General features: G+C 58.5%; 16 protein-coding genes. 5 read left to right on the forward strand and 11 right to left on the reverse strand.

The features are described 5' to 3' along the window. Positions 1-2: 2 nt before the first annotated feature. From leuC to ffh, 6 genes are all read right to left on the reverse strand, one after another. On the reverse strand, positions 3-1,418 hold the full coding sequence (gene leuC, locus CMN55_RS07405; protein WP_293948994.1) for a 3-isopropylmalate dehydratase large subunit: 1,416 nt from the start codon (positions 1,416-1,418) through the stop codon (positions 3-5). A 76-nt stretch (positions 1,419-1,494) separates the two neighbouring features. Continuing rightward, positions 1,495-1,881 (reverse strand): 50S ribosomal protein L19, encoded by a 387-nt coding sequence (gene rplS, locus CMN55_RS07410; RefSeq protein WP_293948996.1) that lies wholly within the window; start codon positions 1,879-1,881, stop codon positions 1,495-1,497. A gap of 16 nt (positions 1,882-1,897) precedes the next feature. Continuing rightward, positions 1,898-2,599 carry a tRNA (guanosine(37)-N1)-methyltransferase TrmD gene (gene trmD, locus CMN55_RS07415; protein ID WP_293948998.1) on the reverse strand — a complete coding sequence of 234 codons (702 nt, stop codon included), beginning with the start codon at positions 2,597-2,599 and terminating at the stop codon, positions 1,898-1,900. A 31-nt stretch (positions 2,600-2,630) separates the two neighbouring features. After that, positions 2,631-3,185, reverse strand: coding sequence for a ribosome maturation factor RimM (gene rimM / locus CMN55_RS07420; protein WP_293949000.1), 555 nt, complete (start codon positions 3,183-3,185; stop codon positions 2,631-2,633). A gap of 12 nt (positions 3,186-3,197) precedes the next feature. Next, positions 3,198-3,641, reverse strand: a complete 444-nt coding sequence (rpsP, locus tag CMN55_RS17115) for a 30S ribosomal protein S16 (protein WP_366931987.1) — start codon at positions 3,639-3,641, stop codon at positions 3,198-3,200. A 34-nt stretch (positions 3,642-3,675) separates the two neighbouring features. After that, positions 3,676-5,037, reverse strand: a complete 1,362-nt coding sequence (gene ffh, locus CMN55_RS07430) for a signal recognition particle protein (RefSeq protein ID WP_293949002.1) — start codon at positions 5,035-5,037, stop codon at positions 3,676-3,678. Positions 5,038-5,284: 247 nt separating this feature from the next. On the opposite strand from ffh, the gene dapF reads away from it, so the two are divergent. The 5 genes from dapF to CMN55_RS07455 are packed head-to-tail and all read left to right on the forward strand — an operon-like array spanning position 5,285 to position 9,786. Next, positions 5,285-6,124, forward strand: coding sequence for a diaminopimelate epimerase (gene dapF, locus CMN55_RS07435; protein ID WP_293949004.1), 840 nt, complete (start codon positions 5,285-5,287; stop codon positions 6,122-6,124). Continuing rightward, positions 6,124-7,404: a tRNA (N(6)-L-threonylcarbamoyladenosine(37)-C(2))-methylthiotransferase MtaB gene (gene mtaB, locus CMN55_RS07440; protein WP_293949006.1), complete on the forward strand. Its 1,281-nt coding sequence runs from the start codon at positions 6,124-6,126 to the stop codon at positions 7,402-7,404. Before dapF ends, mtaB begins: the two co-directional genes overlap by 1 nt. Beyond that, positions 7,401-8,348 carry a signal recognition particle-docking protein FtsY gene (gene ftsY, locus CMN55_RS07445; RefSeq protein WP_293949008.1) on the forward strand — a complete coding sequence of 316 codons (948 nt, stop codon included), beginning with the start codon at positions 7,401-7,403 and terminating at the stop codon, positions 8,346-8,348. The genes mtaB and ftsY overlap by 4 nt, the downstream gene beginning before the upstream one ends. A gap of 14 nt (positions 8,349-8,362) precedes the next feature. Then, a complete protein-coding gene (locus tag CMN55_RS07450) occupies positions 8,363-8,938 on the forward strand; it encodes a septation protein A (protein WP_293949009.1) in 576 nt (191 codons plus the stop codon). Then, a complete protein-coding gene (locus CMN55_RS07455) occupies positions 8,935-9,786 on the forward strand; it encodes a heme-dependent oxidative N-demethylase family protein (RefSeq protein ID WP_293949010.1) in 852 nt (283 codons plus the stop codon). Before CMN55_RS07450 ends, CMN55_RS07455 begins: the two co-directional genes overlap by 4 nt. On the opposite strand, the gene CMN55_RS07460 is transcribed toward CMN55_RS07455, so the two are convergent. The 5 genes from CMN55_RS07460 to CMN55_RS07480 are packed head-to-tail and all read right to left on the reverse strand — an operon-like array spanning position 9,783 to position 13,594. After that, the gene (locus tag CMN55_RS07460; protein ID WP_293949011.1) at positions 9,783-10,550 is read right to left on the reverse strand and encodes a DUF4197 domain-containing protein; all 768 of its coding nucleotides are present in this window, start codon (positions 10,548-10,550) and stop codon (positions 9,783-9,785) included. The genes CMN55_RS07455 and CMN55_RS07460 overlap by 4 nt on opposite strands. 20 nt (positions 10,551-10,570) lie before the next feature. Further along, positions 10,571-11,134: an NUDIX hydrolase gene (locus CMN55_RS07465; RefSeq protein ID WP_293949012.1), complete on the reverse strand. Its 564-nt coding sequence runs from the start codon at positions 11,132-11,134 to the stop codon at positions 10,571-10,573. A 44-nt stretch (positions 11,135-11,178) separates the two neighbouring features. After that, a complete protein-coding gene (gene ccmI, locus CMN55_RS07470) occupies positions 11,179-12,570 on the reverse strand; it encodes a c-type cytochrome biogenesis protein CcmI (RefSeq protein ID WP_293949014.1) in 1,392 nt (463 codons plus the stop codon). Next, positions 12,567-13,064 (reverse strand): cytochrome c-type biogenesis protein, encoded by a 498-nt coding sequence (locus CMN55_RS07475; RefSeq protein ID WP_293949016.1) that lies wholly within the window; start codon positions 13,062-13,064, stop codon positions 12,567-12,569. The genes ccmI and CMN55_RS07475 overlap by 4 nt, the downstream gene beginning before the upstream one ends. Further along, positions 13,061-13,594 carry a DsbE family thiol:disulfide interchange protein gene (locus tag CMN55_RS07480; protein WP_293949018.1) on the reverse strand — a complete coding sequence of 178 codons (534 nt, stop codon included), beginning with the start codon at positions 13,592-13,594 and terminating at the stop codon, positions 13,061-13,063. The genes CMN55_RS07475 and CMN55_RS07480 overlap by 4 nt, the downstream gene beginning before the upstream one ends. Between the last annotated feature and the right edge of the window lies 1 nt (position 13,595).

Genomic DNA, 13,595 nt, shown 5'->3' on the forward strand with positions numbered 1-13,595 from the left:
TATCAGTTCCCCTTGTACAAGTCACGCACGTCCGTCAGATGGCCGGTCACTGCTGCCGCTGCCGCCATTGCCGGGCTGACCAGATGCGTACGTCCGCCGCGGCCCTGCCGCCCTTCGAAGTTACGGTTGGACGTGGAGGCGCAACGATCGCCTTCATTCAGCTTGTCCGCATTCATGGCAAGGCACATGGAGCAGCCGGGCTGCCGCCATTCGAAACCCGCCGCCTCGAATATCTTGTCGAGACCTTCGGCCTCCGCCTGCAATTTCACAAGGCCCGAGCCCGGCACGATGATGGCATTCACGGTATCCTTCACCTTGCGGCCTTCGACAATCTTGGCAACGGCGCGCAGGTCTTCAATCCGGCCATTGGTGCAGGAGCCGATGAAGACATGATCCACCTCGATATCGGCGAGCTTCATGCCTGCCGTCAGCCCCATATATTTCAGGGCCCGCTCCGCCGCGCTGCGCTTGCCTGCGTCGGCAAAATCGGAGGGCGCCGGGACATGGCCGTTGATCGGCAGGGCATCCTCCGGGCTCGTGCCCCAGGTGACGTAGGGGATCAGTTCGCTGGCGTCGATCTCGACTTCCTTGTCAAAATGCGCACCTTCGTCGGTCTTCAGCGTCTTCCAATAGGCAACTGCCTGCTCATAGACCGCCCCCTTGGGCGCATAGGGTCGACCTTTGATATATTCGAAAGTCGTCTCATCCGGTGCGACAAGTCCAGCACGGGCGCCTGCCTCGATGGTCATGTTACAAAGGGTCATCCGCCCTTCCATGGAAAGGGCACGCACCGCCTCGCCGGTATATTCAATCACATGGCCGGTGCCCCCTGCGGTGCCGATCTTGCCAATGATCGCGAGGGCGATATCCTTTGCCGTCACGCCGAAAGGGGCATCCCCTTTCACCGTCACCCGCATGTTTTTCGCTTTTTCCTGCACCAGCGTCTGCGTTGCCAGCACATGCTCAACCTCGGACGTGCCGATGCCATGGGCGAGCGATCCGAAGGCGCCATGGGTGGAGGTATGGGAATCGCCACAAACAATGGTCATGCCCGGCAAGGTGAGCCCCTGTTCCGGGCCGATGATATGCACGATCCCGCGCCGGTCATCGGTCATGGAAAAGTAAGGCACACCAAATTCGGCCGTGTTGGCTTCAAGTGTTTCCACCTGCAAACGGCTTTCGGGATCGGTAATGCCTTTTTCAATATCCTTGGTCGGCACGTTATGGTCGGCGACGGCAAAGGTTGCTTCGGCACGGCGCACCTTGCGGCCGCTGGTGCGCAATCCTTCGAAGGCCTGCGGGCTGGTTACTTCATGAACAAGATGACGATCAATGTATAGAATATAGGCGTCATCCTGCAGTTTATCGACAACATGACTATCCCAGATTTTGTCATACAAGGTTCTAGGCTTTCCCATTTTCCATCCTCATCAATCGTCAGTTATTCTTGTCATTCAATTCCCGCGTATACTCCCACGCAGATCTGCGAGCGATTTATTCGCCGCCCTTTTCCGCATAACGGTCTTCACGACGCTCGCGAATACGGGCCTTCTTGCCGCGCAGTTCGCGCAGGTAATAGAGCTTCGCACGGCGAACCACGCCCTGACGCACCAGTTCGATGCGGTCGATCCGCGGCGAATAGAGCGGGAAGATACGCTCAACCCCTTCACCGTAGGAAATCTTGCGGACCGTGAAGTTGGCATTGATACCACCGCCGTTACGCGCAATGCAGATGCCTTCGAAGGCCTGAACACGCTCACGTGCGCCTTCAACAACCTTCACATGAACCCGGACGGTGTCGCCGGGACGAAACTCGGGAACAGGACGTTCCGCCGTCAGCTTCTCAATCTGCTCCTGCTCAAGCTTTTCAACCATATTCATTGGTGTCACCCTTTTCTCAAAAATTACCTTTGCGACGGTCCCACAGGTCCCGCCTTCGTTCCTTCGTCAATTCTTCGGACTGGCGCTGCCGCCACTCCCTGATCTTCTCATGATGGCCCGAGAGCAGAACCTCCGGAACCGATCGGCCTTCCCAGACCGGCGGGCGGGTATAGTGGGAATATTCCAATAACCCGTCCGCAAAACTTTCTTCCTCCAGCGATGCGCTGTTTCCCGTCACACCGGGCAGCAATCGCACCACCGCATCCATCAGGGCCAGCGCCGCTATCTCGCCTCCCGACAGGATGAAGTCACCCAGACTGACCTCTTCCACATCGCGAGCGTCCAGCACGCGCTGATCCACCCCTTCGAAGCGTCCGCAGAGCAGGATCGCCCCCGGCCCTTCGGCCAGCTCCCGAATGAGAGCCTGATCCATCACCCGCCCCCGCGGGCTGAAATAGACCACTTTCGTGACCCCATCACTGCCCTTGCGCGCCGCATCAATGGCCGCACCCACAACATCGGGCCGCATCACCATCCCGGCGCCACCGCCAAACGGGCTGTCATCCACGGTGCGGTGCCGGTCCATGGCGTAATCACGGATATCCGTGACCGTCATTGCCCAGTCGCCCCGCTCCAGCCCCTTGCCCGCCAGACTGCATCCGAGCGGCCCCGGAAACATTTCCGGGAAAAGGCTCAGGATATGGGCTGTCCACACCATCTGCGTTCCTCATCCCGTTTTCTATCCAGCGTCATTCACCGGAGGTTTCTTCCGACCGGTTGGGGACGACAAAGAAATCCTCCCCCGGATCAATCACCATCCGGCCACCGGCGACATCCACCTCCGGCACCATCTCGGCGGTAAAGGGAAGCAGTACCGCCTCCCTGGCGCCTTTTCCTTGCGGAACGATTTCCAGCATATCCCCGGCGCCAAAGTCAAAAAGACGCAGCACCGTGCCGAATTTCGTTCCCTCCTTGAAGAATACCGACAGGCCGATCAGGTCCGCATGATAGTATTCTTCCGCGTCTTCCGTCTCGGGCAACCGTTCCCGGGCAACAAAAAGCTCTGTACCCTTCAGGGCTTCCGCCGCATTGCGATCTGATATACCCGCAATCCGCACCACCGGCAAACCTTTGCTGAGCCCAACGACCTTAATATCAAATGTCGTCTTTCCGGACGCGTCCTGCAAGGGGCCGTAGGCGGCGATATCCTCCGGGGCTTCGGTGAAGCTTTTGATCTTCACCTCGCCCTTGATGCCCTTTGCCCCGACGATCACGCCCAGCAGCAACATGTCCGCCTCTGGCACGGCTCCTTACCTTCACGCCTCAGATGGCTGTTCTGCTTCTTCCGCCGGAGCTTCTTCAGCAGGAGCTTCCGCTGCTTCCTTTTCGGCGGCGGCGGCTTCTGCAGCAGCTTCCTCAGCCGCCTTGCGAGCCTCTTCCTGCTCGCGCAGACGCTCCTGCGCCTTTGCTTTCGGTTTTGCTTTCTGCGGGTTGTTGCGCTGAGGCGTCTCGCTCAGCCCTGCCGTCGCCATCAGGCGGGCAACACGGTCCGTCGCCTTGGCGCCATTGCCAATCCAGTGCTGGATACGCTCTGCGTTGAGCGCCACACGTTCCGCATGATCTTTCGGCAGCATCGGGTTATAGGTTCCGAGCCGCTCAATATACCGTCCATCGCGCGGGCTGCTGGCTTCTGCAACAACGACGCGGTAGAAGGGACGCTTTTTCGCACCCTGACGAGTAAGGCGAATTTTAAGTGCCATAATAGGTTCTTTCCTTTAACAGACTAGATTTCGATTAAAACTTCATTCCGGGAGGAAGAAGGCCCTGCATACCCCCACGGGCAATGCCCTTCTTTCCCAGTTTTTTCACTTTTTTCATCATGTCGGCCATCTGCTTGTGCTGTTTCAGCAGACGGTTGACATCCTGAACAGTCATGCCGGAGCCTGCCGCAATGCGTTTCTTGCGGGAGGCGGCAATGATCTGAGGATTTCGGCGCTCTTTCGGCGTCATGGACTGGATCATCGCCTCCTGACGGACCAGAAGACGGTCATCAAGGTTGGCGGAATCCAGCTGCTTCTTCATCTTGCCGATGCCCGGCAGCATGCCGACCAGGCTGCTCATGCCGCCCATCTTGCGCATCTGGCGGAGCTGGCTTGCAAGATCGTCGAGATCGAAATTGCCCTTCTGCATTTTGAGGGCAAGCTTCTCTGCCGCGTCCTTCTCGATTGTCTCCGCCGCCTTTTCGACCAGCGAAACGATATCGCCCATGCCGAGAATACGGTTGGCGATACGATCCGGATGGAACGCTTCCAGCGCATCAATCTTCTCACCGGTACCAAGCAGCTTGATGGGGCAGCCGGTGACTTCGCGCATGGAAAGCGCCGCACCGCCACGGCCATCGCCGTCAATACGCGTCATGACGATACCGGTCACATCGACACGGGACTTGAACTGTTCCGCGACATTAACAGCGTCCTGACCGGTCAGGCTGTCAACCACAAGGAGCGTTTCCGTCGGCGACGTTTCCCGATGAACGGCCTGCATCTCCGCCATCAGGGATTCGTCCACATGCAAACGGCCCGCCGTGTCCAGCATCACGACATCGGCGCCCTGTAGCCTGGCCGACTGCAGGGCCCGCTTGGCTATATCGACCGGCATCTGTCCGGCGATAATGGGAAGCGTCGCAATGCCGGTCTGCTCCCCGAGGATCTTGAGCTGCTCCTGCGCGGCCGGACGGCGCACGTCAAGCGAGGCCATCAGGACTTTCTTGTCTTTTTTATCCGTCAGCCATTTGGCGATCTTCGCGGTCGAGGTGGTTTTACCCGAACCCTGGAGGCCGACCATCATGTAAACGACCGGCGGCACGGCGACGAGATTGAGTTCCTGCTGCTCGGAACCCAGCATCTCAACCAGTTGATCGTGGACGACCTTGATGACCATCTGCGCCGGATTGACGGACTTCAGAACCTCGGTTCCGACTGCCTTGGTCTTGACCCTCTTGATGAAGCTTTTGACAACAGGCAGGGCCACATCCGCCTCAAGCAGGGCGACGCGCACTTCACGCAGGGCTTCCGAGACATCCGCCTCGGTCAGCGCGCCGCGCTTGGTGAGACGACCTAAAACATCGCCCAGTCTGCCTGTCAAATTTTCGAACATATGGTCAAGGCCCGTTCAAAATCCGGTTCAAATTCCTGATCCCGGCCGCCAAATCACACAACGCAAAAAACGCCAGGGCGCGAAAACTCGCGGGCTGGCGGATACCATCTTGGGTACTTCTATGTGCGACTCAATTGCCGTGATGAGGGGGAATTAGCCACAGCCCCCGGCATAAGTCAAGCAGAACCGCCACTAACACATATAAATCTTCTGGACCGGAGCCGCCGAAACGCCTATATCGCGAGGTATGGAACAGATACCCTTCATCAAGATGCACGGCCTTGGCAATGACTTCGTGATCATTGACGGCCGGACGCGCCTGCCGGACCTTGCCCCGGCATCGCTGCGCGCCATTGGCGACAGGCATCGCGGGGTCGGTTATGACCAGCTTATCGTGATGGAGCCGACAACAGGTCCCGCCGATATCTTCATGCGGATCTACAATTCGGATGGCAGCGAGGCCGAGGCCTGCGGCAACGCCACCCGCTGCGTTGCCTATCTGCTGATGGAAGAGGCGGACCGCAATGATGTCCTGATCGAGACACGGGCCGGACTGCTGAGCGGAACCAGCCTGGATCGCCGCCATATCATTATCGACATGGGTGCGCCGAAGCTTGGCTGGCAGGACATCCCCCTCGCCCGCCCCGAGGATACGGCGCATGTCAATCTCACCATTGGCCCGCTCAGTGATCCGGTTGCCGTCAATATGGGCAATCCCCATGCTGTCTTTTTCGTTGAGGATGCGGACAGCGTCGATCTTGAAAAATGGGGGCCGATGGCGGAAACCGATCCGATCTTTCCGAGAAAAGCCAATATCAGTGTTGCCAGCAAAATGCCGAATGGCGATTTTCGCCTTCGGGTCTGGGAACGGGGGGTCGGCATCACGCTCGCCTGCGGGTCTGCTGCCTGCGCGACTATGGTTGCCCTTAATCTCCGTGGCCTTGCAGGCAATGCAGCCCGTCTGCATCTGAATGGCGGTCCGCTTGATCTCAGCATTGAAGCAAACAGCCATGTCCTGATGGGCGGACCGGTTGCCACGTCCTATCACGGCGTTCTGGATGACGCCCTGCTGAAAGGGGCCGCCTGATGGGAGAGAGCAAGCCCCTCGCCTCACCGGAGATCATCACCTTCGGCTGTCGCCTCAATACCTATGAATCAGAGGTGATGCGCGGCCATGCCATCTCGGCCGGCATGACCAATGCTGTCATCATCAACAGCTGCGCCGTCACCAAGGAAGCCGAGCGGCAGGCGCGGCAGGCCGTTCGCCGCGCAAAACGCGAAAACCCCGATGCCCGGATTATCGTTACCGGCTGCGCCGCCCAGACAAACCCCGATCAATTCACCAAAATGCCGGAGGTGGATCAGGTTCTCGGCAATATGGAAAAGCTGGAACCAACGGCTTTCGATCTGAATAATACGGAACGGGTTCAGGTCAACGACATCATGTCTGCGGAGGAAACCGCCGGGCACCTCATCGAAGGGTTCGATGGCCGCGCCCGCGCCTTCCTGCAGATCCAGAACGGCTGCAATCACCGCTGCACCTTCTGCATTATCCCCTATGGCCGCGGCAACAGCCGGTCCGTGCCGCTCGGCGCAATCGTTGATCAGGCCCGCTCCCTCACCCGGAACGGCTATAAGGAATTCGTCCTCACCGGCGTTGACATCACGGCCTATGGGGAAGATCTGCCGGGCCAGCCGACCCTTGGCCAGATGTGTCGTCGCCTGCTCGCGGCCGTGCCAGAGATCGAGCGGCTGCGCCTCTCGTCCCTCGATCCGGTGGAAGTGGATGACGATCTATGGCGGCTGATTGAAAAGGAACCGCGCCTGATGCCGCATCTGCATATCAGTTTGCAGGCGGGCGATGACATGGTGCTGAAAAGAATGAAGCGGCGTCACCTTCGCGCGGATGTTTACGCCTTCGTCGAGAAGGCCCGGCGCCTGCGTCCGGATGTTGTCTTCGGCGCGGACATCATCGCCGGTTTCCCGACGGAAACGGACGAGATGGCGGCCAATAGCCTGCGCCTCGTTGAAGAATGTGACATTGCCTATATGCATGTGTTCCCCTATTCGGCGCGGCCCGGCACCCCCGCCGCCAAAATGCCCCAGGTACCGGGGGATTTGCGCAAAATCCGCGCTGCGGCACTGCGCGAAGCCGGAGATCGCAATCTCGCGCGCTTCCTGAACACACTTGTCGGGACAGAACAGCAGGTTCTGGTGGAGAATGAAACGACGGGGCGCACCACACATTATGCGCCGGTCGAATTTGCCTTCACCTCAACGGGCGGCGCGATAATCCCGGTGATCATATCCGGCACGGACGGGAAAAAACTGTATGCTCGCCCGCGGGTCGAGGCGAATGTTGCATGAGTGAAACGAAAGAGAAAAAAGGCTGGTTCAGCCGCCTGCGTGACGGGCTGAAACGTTCTTCCTCCGCCATCTCAGGCGGGATTACGGACATCTTCACCAAGCGCAAGCTCGATGACGATGTGATCGAGGAGCTGGAAGATCTGCTGATCAGTGCCGATCTCGGGGTGACAACCGCCGCCCGGATCGCCGCCAACATCGCCCGCAACCGCTATGACAAGGAAATTGAGCCCGACGAAATCCGCCGCGCGCTCGCCGATGAGGTCACCGCTATTCTGGAACCTGTCGCGCAACCCTTCACCCTTGATGAAGGACGCAAGCCTCATGTCGTGCTGGTCGTCGGCGTCAACGGGTCCGGCAAGACGACCACCATCGGCAAATTTGCCAAACAATACAGTAGTGCAGGCAAGAAAGTCATGCTGGCGGCGGGGGATACCTTTCGCGCGGCGGCGGTTGAACAGCTGCAAATCTGGGGTCAGCGCACCGGCGCGGAAGTGATGACCACCAAGGTCGGGGGCGATGCCGCCGGGCTGGCCTATGACGCCTTCGCAAAAGCGAAAGCGGAAGACGTCGATCTCTTGCTGATTGATACGGCGGGCCGCCTTCAGAACAAATCGAACCTGATGGCGGAACTGGAAAAGATCCTGCGCGTTCTCCATAAGATGGACCCGGAAGCGCCCCATTCCTGCCTTCTGGTTCTGGATGCGACCACCGGGCAGAACGCGCTTAATCAGGTGGAAATATTCGGCAAGACCTGCCACGTCACCGGCCTTGTCATGACCAAGCTCGACGGCACCGCCAGAGGCGGCGTCCTGGTCGCCATCGCGGATCGCTTCGCCCTGCCGGTGCATGCCATCGGCATTGGCGAAGGAGAAGACGATTTGCAGCCCTTCGCTGCCCAGGACTTTGCGCGCGCCCTTGCCGGGGTCGCCGACAACACGCACTGAAAAGAGAGAGAATAATGGCCGACGGAAGACCGATGCCGAAAGGATTGAAGCCCGCAACCGAGCTGGGGCCGATCCTGATTTTCTTCGCGGCCTACTATTTCGGCGATCTGTTCATCGCCACGGCGGCGATCATGGTCACGACAGTGATCGCGCTTGCCCTTTCCTATTATTACACACGCACCCTGCCGATGATGCCCCTTGTCACAGCCGTTGTCGTCATGGTGTTCGGCGGGCTGACGCTTTACCTCAATGATGAAACTTTCATCAAGATGAAGCCGACAATCATTTATGGCCTGTTTGCGGTCATCCTGTTTGCCGGGCTGATGCTCGGCAAATCCTTTATCAAGATATTGTTCGATAATTTCTGGGATCTGTCCGATGAGGGTTGGAAAAAACTGACCATCCGCCTCGCCGTCTTTTTTCTCCTCATGGCGGTCGCAAATGAATTTATCTGGCGGAATTTTTCAACCGAACTCTGGGTCAATATCAAGGTGTTCGGCTTCACCGCCGCCACCTTCCTGTTCTTCATTGCGCAGGTTCCGCTGATCACCCGCCATGCCAAATCAGATCCGTCCGACAAGAACGCATGAGCCTGCGGTACTTCCCGCTTGATGGCGCCGATTTTCGCCTGACGATGGGATTGCAGGCGCTGCGGGAGCGATCCTGGATCGAACCGGACCACAATTATCACAAAGACATTTCCGGAAAACAGCGGCTGCTGCGAATACATCGGGAAAAGGTGTATGCAAATTTACCGCAAACCGATGCGGCAGAAGCGGATATCCTGTCCCTTGTCCAAAAGGAGTTGGCGCAGTTTCACCCCACGCTGATCCCGCCCGCCGTCGGGCAAGAAGAAAAAAATGCGCTTGTCCGCGCCGCACTCATGGTGCAGGAGGATCTTGTCCTGATGCGGGACGGAGGAAAGGGTGACTATCTGCTGGCCGCCGCGGCGGTCTTCGCCCCCACCGGATGGGATCTTGCCGAAAAAATCGGGCGGCCGATGCGGTTCATTCATGCGCCCGTGCCGGAATTAAATGCACGGATCGGCAGCCCGATCGACCGGTTTTTCCGCAATCTCAAACCCGGCAAGAAGGTTGAGCGGTTCAACTGGGGACTTTATGACAGCGATGCCCCGTTCCAGCCTGCCTGGTGGCGCAAGGAACGCACGGCCGATCCTGATATTTCTGTTGAGAACATCGGCCGCAAATTATTCTTCCGGGTGGAGCGGCAGACATTGCAACGCCTGCCGGGATCATCCGACATTCTTTTCACGATCCGAGTTTTCAGCAATCCCCTCGCGCACATCGCCGAAGATAAGCATCGCGCCGCCTGCCTGCTCCGTGCCCTTGAAACCATGGAGCGCGACATGCGGCGTTATAAATCCATTGCGCGGTATGAAAAAGAACTCCGCACATATCTTGGTGCGCCTTCCGCCTAATTGCCGAAGACGGTCTTGAGAATCTCCGTGGTGCGCTTCACTGGATCCTTGCGGATGGCGGCTTCCTCCACCGCCAAATAATGGAAAAGCCCCTCCAGCGCCATCTCAGTTGCATACTCATTCAGATCCGTGCGGATATCCGGCACCAGCGGGATATCCTTATACTGGGAAATCAGGCTGTCATAGGTCGAAAGCGCCCCGACATCCTGAAGGGTTTCCTGCATGACGGGACGGATTGTCTCCGTCAGCTCGCCGGTTGATACTTTCCGGAAATACTGCGTCGCCGCATCATCGGGCCCGTTATAGATCGCCTGCGCATCTTCAAGCGTCATGGCGGAAATGGCGTTATAGATGATTTCCTTGGTCTTGGGGGCCGCCGCCTCCGCCCCGCGATTGAGCTTCGTCTCCAGATCATCGGCAAGGCCGGACAGTCCGAATTTCTTCAGTAAAGCCTGCGCCTGCTGCATTTTCTCGGGCAGCGGGATGTGGATCGCCGGATCGCCGTTATAGCCATCCGTCGCACCGACCTGCCCGACAACCGTTTCCGTCCCGACGCGCAGCGCCTCCTTAAGCCCGTCCACAATCTGAGAGGTGGACAGACCGCTCACCGTGCTGCCCCCGCTGCCGGAACCACCCGTTACTGCGGAACTGCCGCCCTCAATCGTTTTTTGCAGCTTATCGAGAAAACTCGCCTCGGCGCCAAGGCTCAACCCCGTCAGGGAAACGGCCCCGACAACGGCGGCTACCAATAACTTCCTCATCATAAATTCCTTATCTGAAATCGTTATCGACGTATAATTTTAAGGGATTTTTCCAGCATTTCCCCACTCGCATTGGTGAAGGGAGTGAAACCATCCTGATCCCGGACCTGCCGAAACTGATGCAGCGCCCAATAAACGGTGGGAAAAGCAAGGTCATCCCACGGAATTTCATCCCAGTCAAACAACCGCACCTCAAGCGATTCCGGTCCCGCCGCGAATTCCGGCGTATCCAGCTCCGCCCGGTACATGATCTGCACCTGACTGATATGGGTCACGCTGTAGAGTGCGAGAAGGTCACGAATGCGAATTTTTGCCAGCGCCTCCTCATAGGCTTCGCGGATCGCGCCATTTTCCGCCGTTTCATTCTGTTCCAGAAAACCGGCCGGCAGCGTCCAGAAACCCTTTCTGGGGTTGATTGCCCGCTTGCACAGCAGGAATCTGTCGCCGTGAGTCACGACCGAACCGACAACGATTTTCGGATTGTCATAGTGAATCCAGCCGCAATCGGCACAGACATGCCGTTCCACATTGTCCCCTGCGGGAACCTTGCGCTCAAAGCTGTAATCATCCGGATTTGTCGATGCCACCGTTCTGGTCTGCCGTTTTCTGTTATCGGGAGCGACTTACGCTATCAATTTTTAAGCGCGCCGGAAAGGCTCTTTATCGCCTCCGTCGCGGCCTGATGCAGCGGGCTTTCCGTATTTGTCGCAGAAAGCAGTCGCGTCCAGTAGTCGCGCGCCGCCGCCTCATTTTCGGCCGCGGCTTCCGCCACACCAAGATACCAGAGCGCCTCTGGATGCGCCGGGTCCTTTTCCAGAACGTCCCGGTACAGATCAACCGCGGAGGCGGGTGGAATACCATTTTTCCCCTCGGCCTGCACATGGGCGAAGGCTTCATTCTGGAGAGCGGCAAGATCATCGGGGCGCAATTCACGCGCCCGCGCATAGGCATCTGCCGCTTTTCCGTGCTCTCCCAGCGTACCATAGACCTGCCCGAGGCGCATCAAACCGGCATAATCCGGCGTCTCCGCCATGCGGTCCGCCAGCCCCTCCACCATGGAGGTGATCATCGCCTGTCGATCCTCCGGCGTCATATTGGCCGCATTGGCAATGTCTTCACTCGTCGGACCGGGGCCGGATTCGATAGTTTCCTTGTCAACTAAAAGATCCCCGAGATCCGTGCCGGTTTCTGCGGCCGTCTGCTCAATCCGGTTTTTGAGTACCGGCATGAAGGGCGCCTCTGCCGGACTGTCGCGATACAGCGCAACCCATGCGTCAAGGGCAGCCGTCGTATCCCCTCCCTGCGCCATGCGAAGGGCGCGATAATAACGGGCGCCAGGATTGGCCGGATCAATCTCATAGGCTTTATCAAAGGCCTCCGCCGCCGCGTCCGATACATGGCCATCCGCGGCGAAATAGAAATTCTCCCCGGCGCTGACAAAAAGCTCCGCCGCGTTCGGCGCAAGAATGGTTGCCTTCAGAAAAGTTTCCGCCGCCTGCTCATAACGTTCCATGCGGCTGAGAGTCGTCGCCAGCAGGATCCAGCCATCCAGATTCTCCGGCTGCTCCTTGAGAGCGGTCACCAGACGCTGGACAAGCATACCTGCATCATGATTCTGAAGCGCCATGCGCTCCGCCGCGATATCGCGGGACGCCAGTGGTGATGACGGTTTATCGGGTGATCCCAGATCAAGATAAAGCCCGATACAGGCAACCGGCACGGCAATCGCAAGAAAAAGGGCAACCGGGCGGTACGCCTTGCCGTTTCCGGATTTTACAGACGGTTTTCCTTCCGTCCGGCCAAGCCGCAGCATGCGCCGCTTGATCTCGGTTTCCATCGTTTCCGCATCGGCCTTGCTGATGCGCCCCCCGGCCACATCCGCCGCCAGTTCGTCAAGCTGCTGACGGTAAACGCCCATCCCCTGATCGACATGACGCCGTTCAGGTCCCGCCGGGCGCAAAAACGGCCAGACAAGAGTAAGAACGGCAGGCAGCAGGATAAGCGACAGAATGACCCAGATCATGAACGGTCTCCGGGTCCGTCCGAATCAAAAAGCCGGTCAAGCTCCGCCTGCTCCTCACGGGTGAGGACCGTTGTCGTTGCGGTTTCATTTTGCCCGCTCCTGCCGCGCAGAAACAGGATCATGAGGAGAGCCCCGATCAGAAAAATAACGGCCGGGCCGATCCACAAGAGATAGGTTGTCATTTTGAAAGGCGGGTCCAGCAGAACCCAGTCCCCATAACGGCGGACCAGATAATCGCGCACCTCGGCATCGCTGTCGCCGAGGGTAATGCGCTCCCGCACGATCTGGCGCAGATCCTGGGCGAGATCGGCATTGCTGTCGAGAATGGACTGGTTCTGGCAGACAAGGCAGCGGATGTCACCGGAGATATCCCGCGCTCTCGCCTCCTGTGCCGGATCCTCCAGCCGCTCATCCAGAAAGACTGCCCCGGCAGGCAGGGCAAAGAACGGCAGCGTCACACAAAGGAGCAACGTCAAATGGCAGAGCGCTTTCAACTCTCCGCTCCCTTCAGAAGCGGCCGTATCCGCATGTCAAACATCGGCCGGGTGAGCGGGCCGATCACCTTGTCCAGAATGGTGCCGTCAGGTCCGATTACAAAGGTTTCCGGGACGCCATAGACCCCGAAATCAATGCCGACACGGCCCTTCAGATCCATGCCGGTGCGCTTGTAGGGATTGCCGTGACGCTGCAGCCACTCGGCCGCGGCCGTCGGCGTGTCCTTGTAATTCAGCCCGTAGATATCAACGGTATCCTGTTCCCTCAACTCCATGAAAAAGGGATGCTCCACCATGCAGGCAACACACCAGGAGGCGAAGACGTTCAGCAGAACAACCTTTCCGGTCGCCAGGTCGGATTTCGCAAGGCCCGGACCATATCCCGGAACCGCCTCAAGAGAAAATTCCGGCGCTGCCTTGCTCACCAGTTCGGAGGGGATTTCCGTCGGGTTGAGATTGAAAAGCGCATACCACATGACGACAGCAATGGCGACGAATGTCAGGACGGGAACAAGAAAGCGTAATTGCATT

The sequence above is a fragment of the Sneathiella sp. genome, from assembly GCF_002694385.1.
In the GTDB taxonomy this organism is placed as follows: domain Bacteria; phylum Pseudomonadota; class Alphaproteobacteria; order Sneathiellales; family Sneathiellaceae; genus Sneathiella.